The 25075-nt window shown below is 63.0% G+C and carries 23 protein-coding genes and 1 pseudogene; 9 read left to right on the plus strand and 15 right to left on the minus strand.

The window, feature by feature from the left end; all coding sequences use genetic code 11:
- Positions 1-43 precede the first annotated feature (43 nt).
- From hutU to hutC, 3 genes are all read right to left on the minus strand, one after another.
- Positions 44-1717 carry a urocanate hydratase gene (gene hutU / locus IAE37_RS15945; RefSeq protein ID WP_201175090.1) on the minus strand — a complete coding sequence of 558 codons (1674 nt, stop codon included), beginning with the start codon at positions 1715-1717 and terminating at the stop codon, positions 44-46.
- A gap of 154 nt (positions 1718-1871) precedes the next feature.
- Positions 1872-2444 carry a HutD/Ves family protein gene (locus tag IAE37_RS15950; protein WP_201175092.1) on the minus strand — a complete coding sequence of 191 codons (573 nt, stop codon included), beginning with the start codon at positions 2442-2444 and terminating at the stop codon, positions 1872-1874.
- A complete protein-coding gene (gene hutC / locus IAE37_RS15955; protein WP_201175179.1) occupies positions 2441-3151 on the minus strand; it encodes a histidine utilization repressor in 711 nt (236 codons plus the stop codon). The genes IAE37_RS15950 and hutC overlap by 4 nt, the downstream gene beginning before the upstream one ends.
- Positions 3152-3306: 155 nt before the next feature.
- On the opposite strand from hutC, the gene IAE37_RS15960 reads away from it, so the two are divergent.
- Entirely contained in the window at positions 3307-4671 is a 1365-nt protein-coding gene (locus IAE37_RS15960) for a formimidoylglutamate deiminase (RefSeq protein WP_201175094.1), read from the plus strand.
- A 120-nt stretch (positions 4672-4791) separates the two neighbouring features.
- Here IAE37_RS15960 and IAE37_RS15965 read toward each other — a convergent pair whose 3' ends face one another.
- Positions 4792-5364 carry a lipocalin family protein gene (locus tag IAE37_RS15965; protein WP_201175096.1) on the minus strand — a complete coding sequence of 191 codons (573 nt, stop codon included), beginning with the start codon at positions 5362-5364 and terminating at the stop codon, positions 4792-4794.
- Entirely contained in the window at positions 5361-5615 is a 255-nt protein-coding gene (bamE, locus tag IAE37_RS15970) for an outer membrane protein assembly factor BamE domain-containing protein (protein WP_079230016.1), read from the minus strand. The genes IAE37_RS15965 and bamE overlap by 4 nt, the downstream gene beginning before the upstream one ends.
- A gap of 222 nt (positions 5616-5837) precedes the next feature.
- On the opposite strand from bamE, the pseudogene IAE37_RS29215 reads away from it, so the two are divergent.
- Positions 5838-6875 (plus strand): annotated as a pseudogene (locus IAE37_RS29215) (HAMP domain-containing protein); the annotation flags it as partial.
- Between the two features lie 129 nt (positions 6876-7004).
- The gene (locus tag IAE37_RS29220; protein ID WP_442967826.1) at positions 7005-7730 is read left to right on the plus strand and encodes a methyl-accepting chemotaxis protein; all 726 of its coding nucleotides are present in this window, start codon (positions 7005-7007) and stop codon (positions 7728-7730) included.
- A 42-nt stretch (positions 7731-7772) separates the two neighbouring features.
- Here IAE37_RS29220 and IAE37_RS15980 read toward each other — a convergent pair whose 3' ends face one another.
- From IAE37_RS15980 to IAE37_RS15990, 3 genes are all read right to left on the minus strand, one after another.
- On the minus strand, positions 7773-8369 hold the full coding sequence (locus tag IAE37_RS15980; protein ID WP_201175100.1) for a DUF924 family protein: 597 nt from the start codon (positions 8367-8369) through the stop codon (positions 7773-7775).
- Between the two features lie 3 nt (positions 8370-8372).
- Positions 8373-9383, minus strand: a complete 1011-nt coding sequence (locus IAE37_RS15985) for a class 1 fructose-bisphosphatase (RefSeq protein ID WP_201175102.1) — start codon at positions 9381-9383, stop codon at positions 8373-8375.
- A gap of 246 nt (positions 9384-9629) precedes the next feature.
- Entirely contained in the window at positions 9630-12080 is a 2451-nt protein-coding gene (locus tag IAE37_RS15990) for a glycogen/starch/alpha-glucan phosphorylase (RefSeq protein ID WP_201175104.1), read from the minus strand.
- Positions 12081-12277: 197 nt separating this feature from the next.
- Here IAE37_RS15990 and IAE37_RS15995 point away from each other — a divergent pair, with 197 nt between their 5' ends.
- Complete coding sequence (locus tag IAE37_RS15995) at positions 12278-12682, plus strand: YkgJ family cysteine cluster protein (protein ID WP_201175106.1); 405 nt, start codon at positions 12278-12280, stop codon at positions 12680-12682.
- A gap of 201 nt (positions 12683-12883) precedes the next feature.
- On the opposite strand, the gene IAE37_RS16000 is transcribed toward IAE37_RS15995, so the two are convergent.
- The 3 genes from IAE37_RS16000 to thiI form a co-directional block, all read right to left on the minus strand.
- Positions 12884-13120, minus strand: coding sequence for a hypothetical protein (locus IAE37_RS16000; RefSeq protein ID WP_201175108.1), 237 nt, complete (start codon positions 13118-13120; stop codon positions 12884-12886).
- A gap of 134 nt (positions 13121-13254) precedes the next feature.
- The gene (typA, locus tag IAE37_RS16005; RefSeq protein WP_201175109.1) at positions 13255-15075 is read right to left on the minus strand and encodes a translational GTPase TypA; all 1821 of its coding nucleotides are present in this window, start codon (positions 15073-15075) and stop codon (positions 13255-13257) included.
- Positions 15076-15203: 128 nt separating this feature from the next.
- Positions 15204-16658, minus strand: coding sequence for a tRNA uracil 4-sulfurtransferase ThiI (thiI, locus tag IAE37_RS16010; RefSeq protein WP_201175110.1), 1455 nt, complete (start codon positions 16656-16658; stop codon positions 15204-15206).
- Positions 16659-17131: 473 nt separating this feature from the next.
- Here thiI and glnA point away from each other — a divergent pair, with 473 nt between their 5' ends.
- The 4 genes from glnA (at position 17132) to ntrC (ending at position 22388) form a co-directional block, all read left to right on the plus strand.
- The gene (glnA, locus tag IAE37_RS16015) at positions 17132-18538 is read left to right on the plus strand and encodes a type I glutamate--ammonia ligase (RefSeq protein ID WP_201175112.1); all 1407 of its coding nucleotides are present in this window, start codon (positions 17132-17134) and stop codon (positions 18536-18538) included.
- A 146-nt stretch (positions 18539-18684) separates the two neighbouring features.
- Entirely contained in the window at positions 18685-19605 is a 921-nt protein-coding gene (locus tag IAE37_RS16020; protein WP_201175113.1) for a chorismate mutase, read from the plus strand.
- 264 nt (positions 19606-19869) lie between these two features.
- Positions 19870-20955 (plus strand): nitrogen regulation protein NR(II), encoded by a 1086-nt coding sequence (glnL, locus tag IAE37_RS16025; RefSeq protein WP_201175114.1) that lies wholly within the window; start codon positions 19870-19872, stop codon positions 20953-20955.
- Positions 20952-22388, plus strand: coding sequence for a nitrogen regulation protein NR(I) (gene ntrC / locus IAE37_RS16030; RefSeq protein WP_201175115.1), 1437 nt, complete (start codon positions 20952-20954; stop codon positions 22386-22388). The genes glnL and ntrC overlap by 4 nt, the downstream gene beginning before the upstream one ends.
- Positions 22389-22722: 334 nt before the next feature.
- Here ntrC and IAE37_RS16035 read toward each other — a convergent pair whose 3' ends face one another.
- Positions 22723-23160 (minus strand): hypothetical protein, encoded by a 438-nt coding sequence (locus tag IAE37_RS16035; RefSeq protein ID WP_201175116.1) that lies wholly within the window; start codon positions 23158-23160, stop codon positions 22723-22725.
- On the opposite strand from IAE37_RS16035, the gene trmL reads away from it, so the two are divergent.
- Positions 23159-23620 (plus strand): tRNA (uridine(34)/cytosine(34)/5-carboxymethylaminomethyluridine(34)-2'-O)-methyltransferase TrmL, encoded by a 462-nt coding sequence (gene trmL / locus IAE37_RS16040; protein WP_201175117.1) that lies wholly within the window; start codon positions 23159-23161, stop codon positions 23618-23620. The genes IAE37_RS16035 and trmL overlap by 2 nt on opposite strands.
- Before the next feature lie 144 nt (positions 23621-23764).
- On the opposite strand, the gene secB is transcribed toward trmL, so the two are convergent.
- Genes secB through IAE37_RS16055 form a run of 3 tightly spaced genes read right to left on the minus strand, consistent with a single transcriptional unit; the run spans position 23765 to position 24965 of the window.
- Positions 23765-24256, minus strand: coding sequence for a protein-export chaperone SecB (gene secB, locus IAE37_RS16045; RefSeq protein ID WP_201175118.1), 492 nt, complete (start codon positions 24254-24256; stop codon positions 23765-23767).
- Positions 24257-24295: 39 nt separating this feature from the next.
- Complete coding sequence (gene grxC, locus IAE37_RS16050; protein WP_003249204.1) at positions 24296-24550, minus strand: glutaredoxin 3; 255 nt, start codon at positions 24548-24550, stop codon at positions 24296-24298.
- A gap of 1 nt (position 24551) precedes the next feature.
- The gene (locus IAE37_RS16055; protein ID WP_201175119.1) at positions 24552-24965 is read right to left on the minus strand and encodes a rhodanese-like domain-containing protein; all 414 of its coding nucleotides are present in this window, start codon (positions 24963-24965) and stop codon (positions 24552-24554) included.
- Positions 24966-25075 lie beyond the last annotated feature (110 nt).

Raw genomic sequence — 25075 nt, forward strand, 5'->3', positions numbered from 1 at the left:
CTTATTGTTCAGTATCACTCGACTTCGCCCTATGGGGCGGCGATCAACCTGTGATCATCGGCAGGTCGAGGCCCTGCTCCCGAGCGCAGTCGACGGCGATGTCATAACCCGCATCGGCGTGGCGCATCACCCCGGTACCCGGGTCGTTGGTGAGGACCCGGGCGATGCGCTCGGCAGCCTCGTCAGTGCCGTCGCAGACGATGACCATGCCCGAATGCTGGGAGAAGCCCATGCCCACGCCGCCGCCGTGGTGCAGTGACACCCAGGTGGCACCACTGGCGGTGTTGAGCAGGGCATTGAGCAGCGGCCAGTCGGAAACGGCGTCGGAGCCATCGCGCATGGCTTCGGTTTCGCGGTTGGGGCTGGACACCGAGCCCGAGTCGAGGTGGTCACGACCGATGACGATCGGCGCCGACAGCTCGCCGCTGCGCACCATTTCGTTGAATGCCAGGCCGAGCTTGGCGCGCAGCCCCAGGCCGACCCAGCAGATGCGCGCCGGCAGGCCCTGGAAGCTGATGCGCTCGCGGGCCATGTCCAGCCAACGGTGCAGATGGGCGTCGTCGGGGATCAACTCCTTGACCTTGGCGTCGGTCTTGTAGATGTCCTCGGCCTCGCCCGACAGCGCCGCCCAACGGAACGGGCCGACGCCGCGGCAGAACAGCGGGCGGATGTAGGCCGGCACGAAGCCTGGGAAGTCGAAAGCATTGGCCACGCCCTCTTCCTTGGCCATCTGGCGGATGTTGTTGCCGTAGTCGAAGGTCGGAACGCCCTGTTTCTGGAAGTCCAGCATGGCCTGCACATGCACGGCCATCGACTGCTTGGCGGCCTTGACCACGGCAGCTGGCTCGGTCTGCGCGCGGTCGCGGTACTGCTCCCAGGTCCAGCCGGCAGGCAGGTAGCCGTTGAGCGGGTCGTGGGCGCTGGTCTGGTCGGTGACCAGGTCCGGGCGCACGCCACGCTTGACCAGTTCCGGGAGGATTTCGGCGGCGTTGCCGTGCAGGGCGATGGAGATCGCCTTGCCTTCAGCGGTGTACCTGGCGATGCGCGCCAGGGCGTCGTCGAGGTCATTGGCCTGCTCGTCGACGTAGCGGGTTTCCAGGCGGAAGTCGATGCGGCTCTGCTGGCATTCGATGTTCAGCGAGCAGGCGCCAGCCAGGGTTGCAGCCAGTGGCTGGGCGCCGCCCATGCCGCCGAGGCCGGCGGTGAGTACCCACTTGCCTTTCAGGCTGCCGCCGTAGTGCTGGCGACCGGCTTCGACGAAGGTTTCATAGGTGCCTTGGACGATGCCCTGGCTGCCGATGTAGATCCAGCTGCCGGCGGTCATCTGGCCGTACATGGCCAGGCCCTTGGCGTCCAGTTCGTTGAAGTGCTCCCAGTTGGCCCAGTGCGGCACCAGGTTGGAGTTGGCGATCAGCACGCGCGGGGCGTTGGCGTGGGTCTTGAACACGCCGACCGGCTTGCCGGACTGCACCAGCAGGGTTTCGTCCGCCTCCAGGCGGGTGAGGGTCTCGACGATCTTGTCGTAGCACGCCCAGTTGCGCGCAGCGCGGCCGATGCCGCCGTACACCACCAGCTCTTTGGGGTTTTCCGCGACCTGCGGGTCGAGGTTGTTCATCAGCATGCGCAGCGGCGCTTCGGTCAGCCAGCTCTTGGCAGTCAGCTTGTTGCCACGGGGGGCACGGATTTCTACGTCACGGTATTTGTTGTTGTCGGTCACGGGAAGGTCCTTGGCGGCGGTCCGCTGGCATGTGTGTCTGTGGTAAATAGATAAACACATATTTACTTGTATGTACAAGCATGGACAAGTGAAATCTTCGGACCATCCCCTGGGTTCATGAATGCATTGGGGCCGCTTTGCGGCCCCGGCTATCTCAGACTGGAATGAGCTCGATGAGGCAGAATCGCCCCTGCACCTCGAACCCCAACAACCCGTCGTTGCCATCCAGCCGCAGGCAGTCATACACCCCCAACCGCTGTGTCTCATGCCCCGCCATCACCACCTCGACCTGGCCGCTGGCAGCGAACAGCAACACCGTCGAAGCCGAACTGAACAACCGACTGGTCCCGTCCAACCACTGCAACCGCGCGCGATAGCGCAGTGGCGCATAGATCAGGTTGAAATCGCGGATCGGCCCGCCCAGCAGGTTGCAACCGACCTGGCTTTCGCCACTGAAGGCGAACGCATCGAACGCCAGCAGCGGTCGACTCACGTGACCATCGACCTGCAGGCGCATGCCATCGCCCTGCAGCACGCTGATGATGCGTTGATAACCGGCGAACGCAGAAAACCCACCCGACTCCTCGATATCGGCGATCGACAGGCGCCAACCGAAGCCGTCCAGGCCTTCGCCGGCGTCGCGGGTGATTTCCTCGGTGAAACCACCGCCGTTCTTCCAGGGCATGCGCGGGTAATCGCACGCGCGCAACACGCGCAACTGGCTCATTTGCTGAACCGCCCTTCCAGCCGATGACGCGAACCTGGGTGGATCAGCCGCGCGGCGGTCACCGGCTGGCGCCCCGACCAGGTGCGCCGGCGAATCAGCAGGCAGGGTTCGCCCCTGTCGATCTGCAGCAGCGCGCATTCGGCGGGCTCGGCAAGGATCGCCTCGACCACGTGCTCGCCCTCGGTCAGCGGTGCCACCTGGGACAGGTAGGCATAGGGCGTCTGGCGGGTGAAGTCCTGCTTGAGGTAGTCGGGAGCGATGGCTGCGTTGACGTAGCGGTCTTCGATCTGCACCGGCACGTCATTTTCGTAGTGCACGATCAGCGAGTGGAACACCCGCTGGCCTTCGCGCATATCCAGCGCCAGGGCGCGCTCGGAACCAGCGGCCTCCTCGGCCAGGGTGATCACCTGGCAACTGTGGCGATGGCCACGGCTGGCGATCTCGTCGGCGATATTGTTGACCTCGAACAGCGCAGAACGGGTCTTGGGCTCGGCGACGAAGGTACCGACCCCCTGCATGCGCACCAGCCGGCCTTCGGCGGTGAGCTCGCGCAGGGCGCGGTTGATGGTCATGCGGCTGAAGCCGAGCTCGCTGACCAGCTCGCTTTCCGACGGCACCCGATAGTGCGGCGGCCAGCTGCCGTTGTCGATCTGCTGGATGATCATCTGCTTGACCCGGGCGTACAGCGGCGCCGGCCCCTCGCCCATCTGGGCCACCAGCGCGGAGACAGTAGGTGTCGGCACGGCGTTGAGTCCTTGTACGGTTGAATGGACGGTAGCTTGCCGCAGTTTACCCGGGAGGCAAACGGCTGTATATGTATATACAACCTAGCCTCTCATTCGAACAACGACAGGAATCCACGATGCCCGCCTATTTCGCCGAACGCGCCTTGCTGCCCCAGGGCTGGGCCAGCCACGTCCGCCTGGAGGTGGGCACCGACGGCTTGCTCACGCGCATCGAGACCAATGCCTCGGCCGAGGATGCACAGCGCCTGGGCGGCCCTGTGTTGCCAGGCATGCCCAACCTGCACTCGCATGCGTTTCAGCGGGCCATGGCTGGCCTGGCGGAGGTGGCAGGCAATCCCAACGACAGCTTCTGGACCTGGCGCGAGCTGATGTATCGCCTGGTCGGGCGCATCACCCCCGAACAACTGGAAGTCATCGCCCGCCAGCTGTATATCGAGATGCTCAAGGCCGGCTACACCTCGGTGGCCGAATTCCACTATGTGCACCATGCCGCCGACGGTCAGGCCTACGCCGACCCGGCCGAACTGTCGCGGCGCATCAGCCAGGCAGCGGCCAGCAGCGGCATCGGCCTGACCCTGCTGCCGGTGCTGTACAGCCACGCCGGCTTTGGTGGCCAACCGCCCAGCGAAGGGCAGCGACGCTTCATCAACGGCACCGAGCAGTACCTGCGGTTGCAGCAGCAATTGGCCCCACTCCTGGCGGCGCAACCAGCCCAGCGCCTGGGCTTGTGCTTCCATTCGTTGCGCGCGGTCAGCCCCAGGCAGATCGCCGAGGTGCTGGCCGCAGGCGACCCGCACAGCCCCATCCATATCCACATCGCCGAACAGCAGAAGGAAGTCGACGACTGCCTGGCCTGGAGCGGCTTGCGGCCGTTGCAGTGGCTGTACCAGCATGTCGATGTCGATGAACGCTGGTGCCTGGTGCATGCCACCCATGCGCAAGCCGATGAAGTGACGGCGATGGTCCGCAGCCGTGCGGTGGCGGGCCTGTGCCTGACCACCGAGGCCAACCTGGGCGATGGGATCTTCCCAGCCGTGGACTTTCTGGCCCTGGGTGGACGCATGGGCATCGGCTCGGACAGCCATGTGTCGCTGAGCGTGGTCGAGGAGTTGCGCTGGCTGGAATATGGCCAGCGCCTGCGCGACCAGCGGCGCAACCGGCTGTACCGCAACGATCAGCCGATGGTCGGGCGCACGCTGTATGACGCGGCCCTGGTCGGTGGCGCGCAGGCGTTGGGGCAAGCGATTGGCGAACTGGCCGTGGGCAAGCGGGCCGACTGGCTGGTGCTGGACGGGCAGGACCCGTACATCGCGATCGCCGAGGGGGACGCAATTCTCAACCGCTGGCTGTTCGCCGGTGGCGATCGCCAGGTGCGCGATGTGATGGTCAATGGGCGATGGGTGGTGCGCCAGGGGCGACACGGGCAGGAAGAACAAAGCGCCGTGGCATTCAAGGAGGTATTGCGCCAGCTCCTGGCATAAGCGGTCATTCTGTAGGAGCGGGTTCACCCGCGAACACCGGCGACGCCGGTGCCATCCACCGCGTTATCGGTCTTCGCGGGTAAACCCGCTCCTACAGGGTGGGTGCCGACAAAGGCGACGTCAATGCATCTGCACGATCTGCCGGTCGGGCGTGCGCCAGATCAGCCGGCTGGTGTCGTAACCCTGCTGGCGCGCCTTGGCCATCAGGCTCTCGCGCTCCCAGGCCGGCATCGTCGGGGTGCGCGACAACAGCCACAGGTACTTGCGGTCCGGGCTGCCGACCACCGCCGTGCGGTAGTGCTCGTCGACGTAGAGGATCCAGTATTCGCCCTTGGCCACGCCGGGTACCAGGCGGGTGAACCAGTTGTCGAACTCGACCCACAGCCTGTCGGTGTGCCCCGGCTCCTGGATGTTGGCGTGACCTTCGGCGCGCAGCCATTCATCGCCCATCGTGCGGCAGCGGTTGAGCACGCCGTACGAACCATCGGGCTTGAGGTTGTAGTGCGCCTCGGACTGGACGCAGTCGGCCTGGTACTTCATCGGCAGGCGCGCCAGTTCGTACCACTTGCCTTGATAGCGCTTGAGGTCGACATTGCCGGCGGTCTTCGGCGACAGCGGGTCGCTGGCGGGCGTGGCGCAACCACCGAGCAGCAACACCAGGCACAAGCCCAGCAGCAGGTGCAGACGGGTCATTTGAGGCCCTGCCCGGAGTACATCAACACCTTGTCGGCCGCGTACTGCACGCTGATAAAGCTCTTCTCGTCGCCCCAGGTACAGCTGCTCATGCCCAGCGCGCCGGAGCACTCGGTGGGAGTGCCGAGCAGTTGCTCGACCTCGGCCTTGTTCATGCCGGCCTTGAGCTTGGAATAGTTTTCCTGATTGATCTTGCTGCACGCAGTCAGGACGACGCACAAGGACAACAGGGCGAGGGAACGCAACGACATGAAGGGACACTCCTGGACAGTAACTACAGGCAAGTGGCCTGCAGTGACCTTCGACGGGAAAATCGGTCCCTGGTTCCCTGCCCTCCCCCCTTTCGTTATAAGCCGTTGGTCGGCTGGCGCTGCGCAAACGATCAAGCTTGGCCTGGAAGTGACGACACAGCGAATACGCTGTGGCACATCGCCATGGCATTCCTCTCCGAATTGCCTTGCGCAGACCGAAAAATGACCAAGAACCTGAAGTTCAGCCACAAGATCCTGTTGGCTGCCGCCCTGGTGGTGGCCGCCGCCTTTACCTGCTTCGTACTGTTCAACGACTACCGGCAACGCCAGTCGTTGCGCGACGACGTACAGACCAACCTGCAGGACCTGGGCAACCTGACCGCAGGGACCATCCGCACCTGGCTCGACAGCCGTACCCAACTGCTCGACTCGCTGGCCCAGCAGGTGGCCGCGGACGGCCCGGGCAAGGCCAGCCTCGATCGCAGCCTGGCACTGCCGGTGTATGCGCGCAATTTCCAGCTCACCTACTTCGGCGGCCAGGACGGCAGCATGCAATCGGTACCAGCCGGCAATCGCGCCGCCGACTATGACCCGCGCGCACGCGGTTGGTACAAAGCCGCCAGCGGCGCCAGCCAGACCATCGTCACCGAGCCCTACGTGTCGGCTTCGAGCGGCAAGCTGGTGATCACCCTGGCCACGCCGGTGCAGCAGGGTGGCCGGCTGATCGGCGTCAGCGGTGCGGACACCGACCTGCAGACCATCAGCAACCTGGTCAACGCCCTCGACTTCGATGGCCATGGCCATGCCTTCATCGTCAACGGCGAAGGCAAGGTGCTCATCCACCCCAAGGGCGAGCTGGCGCTCAAGTCCCTGACCGATGTCTACCCGCAAGATACGCCGCGCATCGCTGCCGGCTTGCAGTCGGTCAGCGAAGGTGGCCGCGAGCAGTTCATCAGCTTCACCCACGTCGACGGCGTGCCCTCGGCCGACTGGTACGTGGCGCTGGTGCTGGACCAGGACGCCGCCTTCGCCATGCTTGGCGAGCTGCGCACCTCGGCCGTGGTCGCGACGCTGATCGCAGTGGTGGCGATCATCGCCCTGCTCGGCCTGCTGATCCGTGTGCTGATGGCCCCGCTGCATGTGATGGGCCGGGCCATGCACGACATCGCCGAAGGCGAAGGCGACCTCACTCGTCGCCTGACCATCCATGCTCAGGATGAGTTCGGCAGCCTTGGCCAGTCGTTCAACCGTTTCGTCGAGCGCATCCACGAATCGATCCGCGAGGTGGCCTCGGCTACCAGCCAGGTCAATGCCGTGGCCGCCCAGGTGGTGAACGCTTCCAATGCCTCGATCGACAAGGCCGACCAGCAGTCCAGCCGCACCAGCAGCGTGGCTGCGGCGATCAACCAGCTTGGCGCGGCCGCCCAGGAGATCGCCCAGAATGCGGCACTGGCTTCACAGCATTCGAGCGAAGCGCGTGGCCTGGCCGAGGATGGTCAACAAGTGGTGGGCAACACCATCGAAGTGATGAACCAGTTGTCGGCGCGTATCAGCGACGCCTGCGGCAACATCGAGACGCTCAATTCGCACACGGCCAACATCGGCCAGATCCTCGACGTGATCAGCGGCATTTCGCAGCAGACTAACCTGCTGGCGCTCAATGCCGCGATCGAGGCGGCACGTGCCGGCGAGGCCGGGCGTGGCTTCGCGGTGGTGGCGGACGAGGTGCGCAACCTGGCCCACCGCACCCAGGAATCAGCGCAGCAGGTGCAGCGTTTGATCGAAGAGCTGCAGGCCGGCGCGCAGACGGCGGTCAGCACCATGAACCAGAGCCGCCAGCACAGCGACCACAGCGTCGGCATCGCCAACCAGGCCGGTCAGCGCCTGGGCAGTGTGACCCAGCGCATCGGCGAGATCGATGGCATGAACCAGTCGGTGGCCACCGCGACCGAGGAGCAGACAGCCGTGGTCGAGTCGATCAATGTCGACATCAACGAGATCAATACGCTGAATCAGGAAGGCGTGCTGAACCTGCAAAGCACGTTGCGTGCCTGCACCGACCTGGAGCGCCAGGCGGAGCGGTTGAAGCATCTGGTGGGGAGTTTCCGGATCTGAACGGATCTGAAACCGTTGGGGCCGCTGTGCGGCCCCAAGGACCTAGAACCTCGACCCAGGCTCCAGCAAAAAGTCCATCTCTTCGCTGGTGCTCGGCCGGTTCAGCACCAAGTTACGGTGCGGGAAGCGCCCGAACCGGGCAATCACCCGCTGGTGCTGCTCGGCGTAGTCGAGGAAGCCTTCGAACAAGCGCTGGCTGGCCTCGGGCTGCTCTTCCAGCAGCACTTGGTAGCGCTCCACGCAGAGGTTCTGCCAGTCGAGCACTTCGGCGTGCTCCAGCACCAGCAGCACGAAGACCCGCTGGATCGGCAGCAACTGGTAGTCCCAGGCCTTCTGCAACCCCTGCATCGCCACCACTTGCGCCCGCCGGTCGCCCTCGAAGGCGCGCGGCGTGTCGCGGTGGATCATGCGCGGCAGTTGGTCCAGCAGGATCAACAGGCCCAGCCAGCCTTGCGGCGACTGCTGCCACTCGTCGAGCCCGCCCGCCAGGGCCTGCTCGACCAGATCGCCAAACAGCGCCTGGGCCTCGGCATCGTGATGCTTGCCGAACCACAGCGTACTCTTCTCGTCAGCCACGGCCTGGGCACTGGTGCCCCAACCGAACCACCATTCCAGCAACGGCTGCCAAGGTGCGAGCATGACTTACTCCTTGTGGTAGGCGGTGACGCGCTCGACCTCTTCCTTCGAGCCGAGGATCACCGACACACGCTGGTGCAGGCTCTCTGGCTGGACGTCGAGGATACGCTCGTAACCGTTGGTGGAGGCGCCGCCTGCCTGTTCGATGATGAACGACATCGGGTTGGCTTCGTACATCAGGCGCAGCTTGCCCGGCTTGCTCGGCTCGCGGGCGTCACGTGGGTACATGAACAGGCCGCCACGGGTCAGGATGCGGTGCACGTCGGCCACCATCGAGGCGATCCAGCGCATGTTGTAGTTCTTCTTCAGCGGCCCGGTCTCGCCGGCCAGCAGCTCGCCCACGTAGCGCTGCACCGGGGCTTCCCAGTGACGCTGGTTGGACATGTTGATGGCGAACTCGGCGGTGCTTTCCGGTACGCGGATGTTCTCGTGGGTCAGGACGAAACTGCCCAGCTCGCGATCCAGGGTGAAGCCCTTGACGCCGTTGCCCAGGGTCAGGATCAGCATGGTCTGCGGGCCATAGATGGCATAACCGGCGGCGACCTGCTGGGTACCTGGCTGGAGGAAGGCGTTCTCGTTGAGGGTTTCGTTCTGGCTCAGGTATTCGTTAGGGCAACGCAGTACCGAGAAGATGGTGCCGACCGAGACGTTGACGTCGATGTTCGACGAACCGTCCAACGGGTCGAAGACCAGCAGGTAGGCACCCTTGGGGTATTTGCCCGGGATCTGGTAGGCGTTGTCCATTTCTTCGGACGCCATGCCGGCCAGGTGGCCGCCCCACTCGTTGGCTTCGAGCAGGATGTCGTTGGAAATCACATCGAGCTTCTTCTGGACTTCGCCCTGCACGTTTTCAGTGCCCATGCTACCCAGCACGCCACCGAGGGCGCCCTTGGACACGTGATGGCTGATTTCTTTGCACGCACGCGCCACCACTTCGATCAGGAAGCGCAGATCGGCAGGGGTATTGTTGCTGCGGGTCTGCTCAATCAGATAGCGACTCAGGGTAACGCGGGACATGTATGGCTCCGAAGGCATAGGGGGGAGAAAACCCCCGCAGTTTACAGGGAGTGTTGCAGGCTAGCGAGTGATGAGACTCGCCACGGCTCTCTGACGGCACAATAGGTGGGTAGTTCAGCCTGCGCCAGGCCGATGGTCTGGTTGTGGGCCCATTCGCGGGCAAGCCCGCTCCCACTGGGTTCTCCACAGGCCTTGGGGTCTGTAGTGAATCCTGTGGGAGCGGGCTTGCCCGCGAATGGCCTCACATCAGTCCAGCGCTTTCCAGATCTCCCCGGCATACTCGCGAATGGTGCGGTCCGAAGAGAACCAGCCCATCCGCGCCGTATTCAGCACCGCCATGCGCCACCACTCCTGGGGCGTGTGCCACAGTTCCTCGACCCGGCGCTGGGCCTCCCAATAGGCCTCGAAGTCGGCGCACACAAGGAACCGGTCGTAGGCCACCAGGCCATCGACCAGGGCGGTGTAGCGCCCCGGATCATCCGGCGAGAATACCCCGCTGCGAACGGCCTGCAGCACGTCGTTGAGGCGGCTGGAGCTGGCGATCGCCGCACTGGCGCCAAAGTCGCCGTCGCGCCGACGCGCCTCCACCTGCTGCGCGGTCAGGCCGAAGATGAACATGTTCTCTGCGCCTACGTGCTCGCACATCTCGACGTTGGCGCCATCGAGGGTGCCGATGGTCAGCGCGCCGTTGAGGCCGAACTTCATGTTGCTGGTGCCGGACGCCTCGTAGCCGGCGGTGGAGATCTGTTCGGACAGGTCCGCCGCCGGGATGATGCTCTCGGCCAGGCTGACGTTGTAGTTGGGCAGGAACACCACCTTGAGCAGGCCGCGCAAGGTCGGGTCGTTGTTGACCACCCGGGCGATATCGTTGGCCAGCTTGATGATCAGCTTGGCTTGGTGGTAACTGGCCGCAGCCTTGCCGGCGAAGATCTTCACCCGTGGCACCCAATGGGTCCCAGGGTCGTTGCGCATGGCCTGGTACAGGGCCACGGTGTGCAGCAGGTTGAGCAGCTGGCGCTTGTACTCGTGGATGCGCTTGACCTGCACGTCGAACATCGCCTCAGGGTTGACCGTGATGCCCAGGCGGTCCTGGATGATACCGGCCAGGGCGCGCTTGCTGTGCAGGCGCTGGGCGGCGAACTGCTTGCGAAAGTCCGCCTTGTCGGCGAACGGCGCAAGACCGGCCAGCAACCGTTCGGGATCGTCCTTGAGCTCAGGCCCCAGCGCGCCGACGAGCATGTCGGTCAGCTGGGGGTTGGACTGGTACAGCCAGCGGCGGAAGGTGATGCCATTGGTCTTGTTGTTGATACGCTGCGGGTAGAGCTTGTGCAGCTCGGCGAACACCGTGCTCTTCATCAGCTTGCTGTGCAGCGCCGACACCCCATTGACGCTGTGCGAGCCAAGGAATGCCAGGTTGCCCATGCGCACCCGGCGGCCGTTGTCTTCCTCGATCAGCGATACCGCGCGCAACACGTCGAAGTCATGCATGCCCTTCGCCCGCAAGGCATCGATGTGGTAGGCGTTGATCAGGTAGATGATCTGCATGTGCCGCGGCAGCATGCGCTCCATCAATGCCACCGGCCAGGTTTCCAGCGCTTCGGGCAACAAGGTGTGGTTGGTGTAGGCAAGAGTGCCGACGGTCAGATCCCAGGCGGTGTCCCAGGGGATCTCGTGCTGGTCGACCAACAGGCGCATCAGCTCGGCCACGGCAATCGACGGGTGCGTGTCGTTGAGCTGGATGGCCGCCGCGTCCGGCAGGTTGAGCAGGTTGTCATGCATGTTCAGGTGGCGCCGCAGCAGGTCCTGCAGCGATGCCGAGACGAAGAAGTACTCCTGGCGCAGGCGCAGTTCCTGGCCGGCCTCGGTGCTGTCGGCCGGGTACAGCACCCGCGAGATGCTCTCGGCACGTGCCACCTCGGCCACCGCACCCAGGTGGTCACCGGCGTTGAAGCGCTCCAGGTGCAGTTCTTCCAGGGCCCGCGCCCGCCACAGGCGCAAGGTGTTGACGCTGGAACCGCGCCAGCCGACCACCGGCGTGTCGTAGGCCACCGCCCGCACCGTCTCGCCAGGCCACCACACCTGGCGCTGCTGGCCGTGGGTGTCGTGCACGGTTTCCACGCTGCCACCGAAGCTGATCGGGTAGATCACCTCGGCCCGCTCGAACTCCCAAGGGTTGCCGAAGTCCAGCCAGTTCTCGGTCTGTTCCTGCTGCCAGCCATCGACCACGGCCTGGCGGAACAGGCCATGTTCGTAGCGGATGCCGTAGCCATGGGCGGCGATGCCGAGGGTCGACATGCTTTCCATGAAGCACGCGGCCAGGCGCCCCAGGCCACCGTTGCCCAACGCCGCGTCAGGCTCGAGCAGACGGATGCGCTCGAGGTCGACGTCCAGGCCATCGAGCGCCTCGCGGGCGATGTCGAGCAGGCCAAGGTTGCTCAGGCTGTCGTAGAGCAGGCGACCGATGAGAAATTCCAGGGAGAGGTAGTACACCCGCTTCTGGCTGCGGCGGTAGGCCCGGCGGGTGTGGTCCATCCAGTGGTCGACCATGTGATCGCGCGCGGCCAGGGCGATGGCTTCGAACCAGTCGTGGTCGAAGGCATGCTCGGGGTCCTTGCCGATCGCGTAGGTCAGTTTGTCCAGCACAGCGGCGCGAAATTCGGCCACCTCGGCGTCACGAGCTTTGGGTTCCTGGGACATGCGGCATCCTCGAGCAAGTTGACGAATACGGAGGGAGACTGTTGAGCCTAGTCGGTTCGACCGGCAGCGACAGCCTGGGTTCGCGGTTTTCATGTGGATTTCGCGAAGCCCCACGCAATCGGCCAAAAGGTTGTTCACAAATTGAACAACTCCGGTATGATCGCGCGCCCCAAGACCGTGATTCGCCATAAATAACGATGAAAACCACCCTGATCGCCGCCGCCGAAGTCGACCGCCTGGAGACTTGGCAGCGCTATGCCAGCCATATGTGCCATGGCTGCCATTCGACCTGTTGCACCCTGCCCGTCGAGGTGAAGATCAAGGATCTGATCCGGATCGGCGTGGTGGACGAATTCGAAAAAGACGAACCGCCGAAGAACGTGGCCAAGCGCCTGCAAAAGGAAGGCATCATCGAGCGCTTCAACCAGAAGTCGGGCATCTTCACCCTGACCCGGATGAGCAACGACGACTGCATGTACCTGGATCGTAAAAGCCGGTTGTGCACCATTTATGACAAGCGCCCGGACACCTGCCGCAACCACCCCAAGGTCGGGCCTCGCCCGGGGTATTGTGCCTACAAGCCCAAGGTGATTGGGCGTTGACGGTCCCGCCAGGACTCAATAGACTTTTACCTGTCTCGATGTACACGGAGCTTCCGTCAGGAAGTGTCTAGACGCCGCCACCTGGTTCCGGCCGTGCCGGTTGATGGGATTAGTCCCTAAGGGCATCCGCGATACGACCCCCTTCATTGGGGGTTTCGTATTTTTACAGGCTGCTATCGCCTTACAGGCCGTCGAATCGGTTCATTTTTCAGTTTCTTCAACATCAGCAACCAGCCTTTGATCTTTTCGTGTCGTTTCAACGCTGTAGGCCGATTCGAAGACTTCCCCCATCCCTTGGTCAGCAAGGCCCGGGATCTTCACCTCATGTGAAATTGGGCGAAATGAAGCAGACTCCACGAACTGCCTGCGACCTCGATCTGGCCACGGGCCAAGTGCTCCTTCCACCCCTTGTCTGACCCTGACCGCGGTGATGGACAATGACTACCTCATTGCCCTGGCCAAGACTCTGCTGGACGCCGCCGAGCTAGGCACGGCCCGCTGATCATGCGCCAGACAAACAAAAACGCCCCCGGCCTTTCGACCGGGGGCGTTTTCATTCAGCCAGAGCTAACTCAGTTCTTGGCTTTCTTGGCAGCGCGGGTACGCTCGCCTTCGTCGAGGATCTTCTTGCGCAGACGGATCGACTTCGGCGTCACTTCGCACAGCTCGTCGTCCTGGATGAATTCCAGAGCCTGCTCGAGGGTGTGGCGAACCGGCGGAACCAGGGCGATGACTTCGTCTTTGCCCGAAGCACGCATGTTGTCGAGCTTCTTGCCTTTGGTCGGGTTCACGCCCAAGTCGTTGTCGCGGCTGTTCAGGCCGATGATCTGACCGTTGTAGATCTCCTGGCCGTGCTCGACGAACAGCTTGCCGCGCGCCTGCAGGGTTTCCAGCGAGTAGGTCAGAGCCTTGCCGGTCTCGACCGATACCAGTACGCCGTTCAGACGGCCGGACATCTGGCCCGACTTCATGGTGTCGTAGCGATCGAAGATCGAGGTCAGGATGCCTGCACCGTTGGTCAGGGTCAGGAACTGGTTACGGAAACCGATCAGACCACGGGCTGGGATGTTGTACTCCAGGCGAACACGGCCCTTGCCATCCGGAACCATGTTGGTCAGGTCGCCTTTACGCAGACCCATCTCTTCCATGACCTTGCCCTGGGATTCTTCAGGGATGTCGATGGTGACGTTCTCGAACGGCTCCTGCTTGACGCCGTCGACTTCGCGGATGATCACTTCAGGACGGCCTACGGCCATCTCGAAGCCTTCACGGCGCATGGTTTCGATCAGCACCGACAGGTGCAGCTCACCACGGCCCGATACCTTGAACTTGTCAGGGGAATCGGTTTCCTGAACGCGCAGAGCAACGTTGTACAGCAGCTCTTTGTCCAGACGATCCTTGATGTTACGGCTGGTGACGAACTTGCCTTCCTTGCCGCAGAACGGCGAGTCGTTGACCTGGAAGGTCATCGAAACGGTCGGCTCGTCGACGGTCAGCGGCTTCATCGCTTCTACCGCGTCCGGGGCGCACAGGGTGTCGGAGATGAACAGCTCGTCGAAACCGCTGATGCAGACGATGTCGCCAGCCTGGGCTTCTTCGACGTCGATACGGTGCAGGCCGTGGTGGCCCATCAGCTTGAGGATACGGCCGTTACGCTTCTTGCCATTGGTGTCGATGGCGACGACCGGGGTGTTCGGCTTGACGCGGCCACGGGCGATACGGCCAACGCCGATTACACCGAGGAAGCTGTTGTAGTCCAGTGCGGAGATCTGCATCTGGAACGAGCCTTCACGGTCGACGTCCGGCGCCGGTACGTTGTCGACGATCGACTGGTACAGGGCGGTCATGTCTTCGCCCATGGCGGTGTGGTCCAGGCCGGCGATGCCGTTCAGGGCCGAGGCGTAGACGACTTTGAAGTCCAGCTGTTCGTCGGTGGCGCCGAGGTTGTCGAACAGGTCGAAGATCTGGTCCAGAACCCAGTCAGGACGCGCGCCCGGACGGTCGACCTTGTTGATCACGACGATCGGCTTGAGGCCGGCTTCGAAGGCCTTCTTGGTCACGAAGCGGGTTTGCGGCATCGGGCCGTCCTGGGCGTCGACCAGCAGCAGCACCGAGTCGACCATCGACATCACACGCTCTACCTCGCCACCGAAGTCGGCGTGGCCGGGGGTGTCGACGATGTTGATGTGGTAGCCGTTCCAGTTGATGGCGGTGTTTTTCGCCAGAATGGTAATGCCGCGCTCTTTTTCCTGGTCGTTGGAGTCCATGACGCGCTCGTCGTTGAGCTCGTTACGCTCCAGGGTGCCGGACTGGCGCAGGAGTTTGTCGACCAGGGTGGTTTTACCATGGTCAACGTGGGCGATGATGGCGATGTTACGCAGATTTTCGATCACAACTGTATCTCGATCAGAGGATTCGGTTGCCGCCTAGTCTAGGCGACCAATATGTACTGTTTAAGGCTCAGCGGGCCCGGCGGTCGGGAGGGCGATGGCGGATACTGCCGCCATACAGCCCCGGCGTCTTATGTCGGACGATAAACACGCACATTGGCATGTCCCTCACTGAGCAGGTGGTGTGCGTGCAGACGGCTCATCACACCCTTGTCGCAATACAGCAGGTACTGGCGGTTGCCATCGAGCTGCTTGAATTTGCTGTTGATCGCGTAGAACGGCAGGGCCTGGACCTCGATGCCCTCCAGCACCAGGGGTTCATCCTCCTGGGCATCGGGGTGGCGGATGTCGATGACGATCTGGCCAGGCAGCGCCTCGGCCACTTCCTCGATCTCGATGTCCTTGCCCAGCTCGTCGATCACGTGGTCGATGGAGATCAGCTTGGCGCGTTCCAGCGCGCGCTCCAGCACCTCCATGTCGAACTGCTTCTCTTCGTGCTCCATGCGGTGGCGCTTGGCGTGGGTGGTCGGGTTCACCGAGATCACCCCGCAGTACTCAGGCATGTGCTTGGCGAAGTCGGCGGTGCCGATCGCGTAGGCCTGGTCGATGATGTCCTGCTTGTGGCTAGCCAGCAACGGGCGCAACACCAGCTTGTCGGTGGCCGAGTCGATGATCGACAGGTTCGGTAGGGTCTGGCTCGACACCTGGGAAATCGCCTCGCCAGTGACCAGGGCGTCGATCTCCAGGCGGTCGGCCATGCGCGCGGCGGCGCGCAGCATCATGCGCTTGAGGGTCACGCCCATGTAGCTGTTGTCGACCTTGTTGAGGATCTCGCCGACCACTTCCTCGAACGGCACGCTGATGAACAGCACGCGCTGGCTGCTGCCGAACTTCTTCCAAAGGTAGTGGGCCACTTCCATCACGCCCAGTTCATGGGCACGGCCACCGAGGTTGAAGAAGCAGAAGTGGGTCATCAGGCCGCGGCGCATCATCTGGTAGGCCGCCACGGTGGAGTCGAAGCCACCGGACATCAGCACCAGGGTCTGCTCCAGGGCGCCCAGCGGATAGCCGCCGATGCCCTGGTGCTGGTTGTGGATCACATACAGGCGCTGGTCGCGGATCTCGATACGCACCAGGACTTCCGGGTTCTTCAGGTCGATACCGACGGCGCCGCACTGCTGGCGCAGCTGGCTGCCGACATAGCGATCGACGTCCATCGAGGTGAAGTCGTGGTGGCCACCGCGCTTGCAGCGCACGGCGAAGCGCTTGCCGGCCAGCAGGTGGCCGAAGTGCTGCCTGCACTTCTCGACGATGTCGTCGAAGTCGCCCAGGGGGTATTCCTCGACCTGCAGGAAGTGGGTGATCCCCGGGGTGCAGGTTAGGCGCTCGATCATCTCGCGCTGGAGCTTCTCGTCCTCGACGCGGGTGACCACCTCGAGATTGTCCCAGACACCATCGACCGCGAGCTCTGGATCGAGATCCTTGAGCACGTTGCGGATGTTCTTGCCGAGCTGGCGGATGAAGCGCTTGCGCACCGGCCGGCTCTTGATGGTGATTTCTGGGAAGACTTTGACGATAAGTTTCATTGGGTTAACAGCGCGCGCAGGGCCTGCCGAAAATGAGGGGCGCGAATTATAGCGGAAATTGCTCAGGTTTTGAGCAACTTTTGATCAGGAGGTTTGAGATAGATGCCGGCGGCAGGTTCAGCGTGGCCTGCACCGGCCCTTTCGCGGGTAAACCCGCTCCCACAGGATAACCCCACCTGCTGTAGGAGCGGGTTTACCCGCGAAAGGGCCCTCAAACAATGCACAACCGTGCATATGCGCTCCAAATTGGTGCGCACCGTCTAAAATTCGCCTCTTAAAGGTGCGTTTTTCCTGGGCCAATGCCAACCAAATGCCCGCAAACGCCCCCTTTTATCCCCTGCTCGCCATTTTCGGGCACTGGCATGCAATTTGCTCCCTTGTGAGGCAGGTAAGCTTGGCCGACTATCCGCGCCCGGCAACACCCTTTTTCCAGGGCAGCGGCTCACCGCGCTCTCGTTCATCCGGAGGACAACATGTCGAAGTCGGTTCAACTCATCAAAGATCATGACGTCAAGTGGATTGATCTGCGTTTCACGGACACCAAGGGCACTCAGCATCACGTGACCATGCCAGCGCGTGATGGCCTGGACGAGGACTTCTTCGAAGTCGGCAAGATGTTCGACGGTTCCTCCATCGAGGGCTGGAAGGGCATCGAAGCTTCCGACATGATCCTGATGCCGGTCGACGAGACCGCCGTTCTGGACCCGTTCACCGAAGAGCCGACCCTGATCATCACCTGCGACATCGTAGACCCGGCGAGCATGCAGGGCTACGACCGCGACCCACGTGCCATCGCCAAGCGCGCCGAAGAGTACTTGAAGAGCACCGGCATCGGCGACACCGTCTTCGCCGGCCCAGAGCCTGAATTCTTCATCTTCGACGAAGTGAAGTTCCAGTCGGACATCTCCGGCTCGATGTTCAAGATCTTCTCCGAGCAAGGCTCGTGGATGACCGGCGCTGACGTGGAAGGCGGCAACAAGGGCCACCGTCCAGGCGTCAAAGGCGGCTACTTCCCGGTTCCGCCGTTCGATCACGACCACGAAATCCGTACCGCCATGTGCAACGCTCTGGAAGAAATGGGCCAGACCGTTGAAGTCCACCACCACGAAGTGGCGACTGCCGGCCAGAACGAAATCGGCGTCAAGTTCAACACCCTGGTGAAGAAGGCTGACGAAGTACAGGCCCTGAAGTACGTCGTGCACAACGTTGCCGACGCCTACGGCCGTACCGCTACCTTCATGCCGAAGCCTCTGTACGGCGACAACGGCTCGGGCATGCACGTGCACATGTCGATCTGGAAAGAAGGCAAGAACACCTTCTCCGGCGAAGGCTATGCCGGCCTGTCCGACACCGCCCTGTACTTCATCGGCGGTATCATCAAGCACGGTAAGGCCCTGAACGGCTTCACCAACCCGTCGACCAACTCCTACAAGCGTCTGGTCCCAGGCTTCGAAGCCCCGGTGATGCTGGCCTACTCGGCTCGCAACCGCTCCGCCTCGATCCGTATTCCTTACGTCGGCAGCCCGAAAGCCCGCCGTATCGAAGCACGCTTCCCGGACCCATCGGCCAACCCGTACCTGGCCTTCGCGGCCCTGCTGATGGCTGGCCTGGACGGCATCCAGAACAAGATCCACCCAGGCGATGCGGCCGACAAGAACCTGTACGACCTGCCACCTGAAGAAGCCAAGAACATTCCGCAAGTCTGCGGCAGCCTGAAAGAAGCTCTGGAAGAGCTGGATAAAGGCCGTGCGTTCCTGACCAAGGGCGGCGTGTTCTCCGACGACTTCATCGATGCCTTCATCGAACTGAAGAGCGAAGAAGAAATCAAGGTCCGTACCTTCGTGCACCCACTGGAATACGAGCTGTACTACAGCTGCTGATCCGGTCGGCCAGTACCACTGGCCCGAAGTAAGAAAAGGCCTCCCGCGTGGAGGCCTTTTTCGTTCAAGCGGCTCAGACCTTGCTGACATCGTCCAGCGTCATTACCGCGCAGGGTATACGGTCCATCCTTCAACGGAGCCACACCATGCGCGCCCCCCTACCTATCGCCCTCATTGCCGTCGCCCTACTCGCCGGCTGCAGCGCCAGCCCCTCCGAGGCCGGCAAGGTACAGTCCGAAGTACTGTACCGCACCAGCGCCAGCTGGGATGGCACTCCCTACCCCGCCTACCCCGAAGGCCAACCCGTGCTGTCCCTGGTGAAAGTCAGCATTCCGGCCAATACCACCCTCGACTGGCACTGTCACCAGGGCTTCAACCTGGGTTATCTGGCCGAAGGTAAACTCGAAGTGGAAACCCGCGACGGCAAGCAGATTCACCTCAAGGCCGGCGACACCCTGGCCGAGCTCGTCAACGAAGTGCACCGGGGCCACACCCGCGAACAAGCGGCCACGGTGATGGTGTTCCACGCAGCCACCGAGCAACTCGCCTTTTCCACCCCTGAAGCCCAATGCCCAAAGCCTTTCAATGCTGACGACAGTGCACTGAACACGCTGCTCAAAGGCATAGAGCAACGCCTGACCACCGCCCAGGACGTAGCACTGCACAAATGGGACAACGCCCAGCCGGTGTACGCGCAACAGCGTGAACGACAGGTGCTGGCCAACGTTCGCAATAACGCCTGGCGTTACCAACTCACACCAGAACGCGCCCAGGCTTTCTTCGCCGACCAGATCGAAGCACACAAGATGGTGCAATACAGCTTGATCAACCGCTGGCAGGTGCGAGGCGAAGCCCCGGACACCCCTCGCCGCGACCTGGAGCAAGCGGTCCGCCCCCAGCTCGACGACCTGCAAGCCGTCCTGTTGCAAAATCTCGCCAACTTCGACAATGCCTACCGACCCGATTGCGCCAGCAGGCTCGCAGCCACCATCGATGCCCGGGCAACGGACCCGGGACTGAAACAGGCCCTCGTGCGCGCCACCGGGCAACTGTGCCAAACCCCCTGAACCCTCTATGCTCTATATTGGTGCATTCATCGGCCAAACGCCCTTGAATGCACCCCATAACAGGTCATGAGCAACCAATGACCGGTGGTTTCTGGTCCGAATTTGCGCATATCCAGGGGTTCCTCGGCCAATTCCGCTTCTTTTCGGAGCCTTGGTTTGTTTCTTGCAGTTTCTCAAGAAGAGACTGGCATCTGCGGATCGTCCGCGCGCCCGGCCCTGGCCGGGCCATGCCTGACAAGCGCCAAAAGAGGTCGACGACGCCTTATGACCATCAGCGATGCACAGCACCGTCTGCTCCTGGATAACCTGACCACCGCGACGCTCCTGCTCAACGCCGAACTGCGACTGGAATACATGAACCCGGCCGCGGAAATGCTCCTGGCCGTCAGCGGCCAGCGTAGCCACGGGCAGTTCATCAGCGAGCTGTTCACCGAATCCAACGAAGCGCTCAACTCGCTGCGCCAGGCGGTGGAACAGGCGCACCCGTTCACCAAGCGCGAGGCACAACTGACCTCGCTGACCGGGCAGCCCATCACCGTCGACTATGCCGTGACGCCGATCCTGCACCAGGGCAACACCCTGCTCCTGCTGGAAGTGCATCCGCGCGACCGGCTGCTGCGCATCACCAAGGAAGAAGCCCAGCTGAGCAAGCAGGAAACCACCAAGATGCTGGTGCGCGGCCTGGCCCACGAGATCAAGAACCCGCTCGGCGGCATCCGTGGCGCGGCGCAACTGCTCGCCCGTGAATTGCCCGACGACGGTCTGCGCGACTACACCAACGTGATCATCGAAGAAGCTGACCGCCTGCGTAACCTGGTCGACCGTATGCTGGGTTCGAACAAGCTGCCTTCCCTGGCCATGACCAACATCCACGAAGTGCTGGAGCGGGTCTGCAGCCTGGTCGAGGCGGAAAGCCAGGGCTGCATCACTTTGGTGCGTGACTACGACCCGAGCCTGCCGGACGTGCTGATCGACCGCGAGCAGATGATCCAGGCGGTGCTCAACATCGTTCGCAACGCCATGCAGGCGATCAGCTCGCAGAACGAACTGCGCCTGGGCCGCATCACCTTGCGCAGCCGCGCGATGCGCCAATTCACCATCGGCCATGTGCGCCACCGCCTGGTGGCCCGTGTCGAGATCATCGACAACGGCCCAGGCATTCCTGCGGAACTGCAGGACACTCTCTTCTATCCCATGGTCAGCGGACGCCCGGATGGCACCGGGCTGGGCCTGGCCATTACCCAGAACATCATCAGCCAGCACCAGGGCCTGATCGAGTGTGAAAGCCACGCAGGGCACACCGCCTTCTCGATCTTCCTGCCCCTGGAACAAGGAGCCACCGCCTCATGAGCCGAAGTGAAACCGTATGGATCGTCGATGATGATCGCTCCATCCGCTGGGTACTGGAAAAAGCCCTGCAACAGGAAGGCATGACCACCCAGAGCTTCGACAGCGCCGATGGCGTGATGGGCCGCCTGGCCCGGCAGCAGCCCGACGTGATCATCTCCGACATCCGCATGCCCGGCGCCAGTGGTCTCGATCTGCTGGCACAGATCCGCGAGCAGCACCCGCGCCTGCCGGTCATCATCATGACGGCGCACTCCGACCTGGACAGCGCCGTGGCGTCCTACCAGGGCGGCGCGTTCGAGTACCTGCCCAAGCCGTTCGACGTCGACGAGGCGGTGTCGCTGGTCAAGCGCGCCAACCAGCACGCCCAGGAACAGCAAGGCCTGGAAGAGCCACAGGCGCTGACCCGCACGCCGGAAATCATCGGCGAAGCACCGGCCATGCAGGAGGTGTTCCGCGCCATCGGTCGCCTCAGCCACTCCAACATCACCGTGCTGATCAACGGCGAATCGGGCACCGGCAAAGAGCTGGTGGCCCACGCCCTGCACCGCCACAGCCCGCGCGCGGCCTCGCCGTTCATCGCCCTGAACATGGCGGCGATTCCCAAGGACTTGATGGAGTCGGAACTGTTCGGCCATGAAAAAGGCGCCTTCACCGGCGCGGCCAACCTGCGTCGCGGGCGCTTCGAGCAAGCCGATGGCGGCACGCTGTTCCTCGACGAGATCGGCGACATGCCGGCCGACACCCAGACCCGCCTGCTGCGCGTGCTGGCCGACGGCGAGTTCTACCGCGTCGGGGGCCATGTGCCGGTCAAGGTCGACGTACGCATCATCGCCGCCACCCACCAGAACCTGGAGTCGCTGGTGCAGGCCGGCAAGTTCCGCGAAGACTTGTTCCACCGCCTCAACGTGATTCGTATCCATATTCCGCGCCTGGCCGACCGCCGCGAGGACATCCCGGCACTGGCCCGGCACTTCCTCGGCCGCGCGGCCCAGGAACTGGCGGTGGAGCCCAAGCTGCTCAAGCCGGAAACCGAGGAATTCATCCGCAACCTGCCCTGGCCCGGCAACGTGCGCCAGCTGGAGAACACCTGCCGCTGGATCACCGTGATGGCGTCCAGCCGCGAAGTGCTGATCGGTGACCTGCCGCCCGAATTGCTCAACCTGCCGCAGGACGCGGCACCGGTCACCAATTGGGAACAGGCACTGCGCCAGTGGGCCGACCAGGCACTGGCCCGCGGCCAGTCGAACCTGCTCGACAGCGCCGTGCCCAGTTTCGAACGGATCATGATCGAGACCGCCCTCAAGCATACCGCCGGGCGCCGGCGCGATGCGGCGCTGCTGCTGGGCTGGGGGCGCAATACCCTGACGCGCAAGATCAAGGAACTGGGGATGAACGTGGATGGCGGGGATGATGATGACGGCGACGATCATTAATCCCTAGGCAGCCTGCCCTGACGCATTCGCGGGTAAACCCGCTCCTACACGGCATCGTCTGTAGGAGCGGGTTTACCCGCGAATGCGTTCAGGGCTCCATGCACTGATGTTGTGCTTCACGCACCCCGCTAAGGCACAAATCCCCTCAAAACCTGGCCAAATCACCTGCAAACGCCGTGTTTACAGGGTTTTCAAAGTTGGCACGCCACCTGCAATAAGTACTGTATCTCCAGTTTTGGGGGCCTCGGTACAGGCAGGCCGGGTGAACCCCCCTTTTATTCGCAGTACGCCGTTTTGGGGACCTCGGTACAGGCAGGCCGGGAAATCCCCTCTTTTATTCGTGCAGCCTCACCTGCACACGCCAACGCCCAGCGTCCTCTGCACCGGCCCACTCGGCGTGCAGGGGACGCGCGGCAACCACCGTCAGCAACAACCCTTCCTTGCTCCTGCGCAGTTGCCAAGCCACCGGCTTGCCCTGCAAGTCGAGCTGCCCGCGCTGCACCTTGCCCTCGGCCTCGAACAACAGCGCCACGGTACCTTCCACGTTTTCGCCATGCAGCCTGGGTTCTTCGTTGAACCACAGGTCCAGGCCATCCTGCACCACCGCCACCTGCTCCAGCATGCGCTCATCAGGGGCAGTAAGGCGGCCGATCATCAGACCTACCAGCATGCCGAAAATGGCCAACGAAAACAGCACGCGCGGCCAAGCCTTCGAACGCTCGTCCGGTTCGAGGGTAGAATGCTCGTCATCTTCACGCTTGGAGCCGTGCATGTTTCACGTCATCCTTTTTCAACCTGAAATTCCGCCGAATACCGGCAATATCATTCGCCTCTGCGCCAACAGCGGTTGCGACCTGCACCTGATCGAGCCGATCGGCTTCGAACTGGATGACAAACGCCTACGCCGCGCTGGGTTGGACTACCATGAGTATGCCACGCTCAAGCGCCACGAAAGCCTGGCCGCATGCCTGGAAAGCCTGGGCAACCCGCGCCTGTTCGCCTTCACCACCAAGGGCTCGCACGCCTTCCACGAAACCACCTACCGGCCCGGCGACGCCTTCCTGTTCGGGCCCGAGAGCCGCGGCCTGCCGGCCGAGGTGCTGGACAGCCTGCCAGGCGAGCAGCGCCTGCGCCTGCCGATGCGGCCGGGGTGCCGTAGCCTTAACCTGTCCAACACGGTGGCGGTGACCGTGTATGAGGCCTGGCGGCAGAATGGGTTTGCCGGGAGTTGATCTACCGCCCGATGCGGCCCTTTCGCGGCTAAAGCCGCTCCTACAGGATGCGCACTGCTCGTGTAGGAGCGGCTTTAGCCGCGAAAGGGCCAGCACAGGCAACAAAAAAGCGCCCCGAAAGGCGCTTTTCTGAAACCAGCAAACTTACTGCACGGTCGGCGCTTCGCCAGCTTCCTGCATGCGCTGCATCTCTTGCGCGTACAGGGCATCGAAGTTGACCGGCGACAGCATCAGTGCCGGGAACGAACCACGGGTCACCAGGCTGTCGAGGGTCTCACGGGCGTACGGGAACAGGATGTTCGGGCAGAATGCGCCGAGGGTGTGACTCATCGAGGCCGCGTCGAGGTTCTTGATCAGGAAGATACCCGCCTGCTGCACTTCGGCGATGAAGGCCACTTCGTCACCGTTCTTGACGGTGACCGACAGGGTCAGCACCACTTCGTGGAAGTCGCCTTCCAGGGCCTTTTGCTTGGTGTTCAGGTCCAGCGCGACGCTCGGCTCCCACTGCTGGCGGAAGATCTGCGGGCTCTTCGGTGCCTCGAACGACAGGTCGCGCACGTAGATGCGCTGCATGGAGAACTGTGGGCTGTTGTCGTCTTCGGTGGCAGCAGCGCCGTTGGTCTGTTGGTCAGTCATGGCAGATCCTTATCCTAATGTTTTTCAATGCAGAGCAATTCAGGCCGCCAGCAGCGCGTCGAGCTTGCCGGCGCGCTCCAGGGCATAGAGGTCATCGCATCCACCGACGTGCGTGCTGCCGATCCAGATCTGCGGCACCGATGTGCGGCCGGCCTTCTGGCTCATCTCGGCACGCACCTGCGGCTTGCCGTCGACCTTGATTTCTTCGAACGCCACGCCCTTGCTCTCGAGCAGGTACTTGGCGCGCATGCAGTAGGGGCAATAGTCGCTGGAATAGACGATGACAGGCTTCATATCACTTCACCAAAGGCAGGTTATCGGCTTTCCAGCTGGAAACACCACCGCTGAGCTTGGCAGCGGTGTAGCCAGCCTTGAGCAGCTCGCGGCAGAGGGTGCCGGACTGCTGGCCCATCGCGTCGACGACGATCAGGGTCTTTTCCTTGTGCTTGTCCAGCTCGGTCATGCGGTTGACCAGCTTGTCCTGCGGGATGTTCAGCGCGCCGACGATGTGGCCGGTGGCGTATTCCTTGGCCGGGCGGATGTCGATGACCACGGCCTTGTCGGCGTTGACCAGCGCGGTCAGCTGGCCGTTGCTCAGGCTCTGGCCGCCACGGCGGACTTCATTGATGAGCAGCAGGACCAGCAGAACAACGAAAATCGCGACCAGGATGTAGTGATCTGTCGCGAATTGAATCAGGTGAGCAACCATCAGCGGTGTTCCAGGCGATTGAAAATGCCGGCCAGTATACACAGCCCCCCAGTGCCACCAAAGCCCGACGGGCGGGCGGCAAAGGTACCTTCATGTTGCCAGGTTGTCCG

The sequence above is a fragment of the Pseudomonas sp. S31 genome, from assembly GCF_016648105.1.
In the GTDB taxonomy this organism is placed as follows: Bacteria; Pseudomonadota; Gammaproteobacteria; order Pseudomonadales; family Pseudomonadaceae; genus Aquipseudomonas.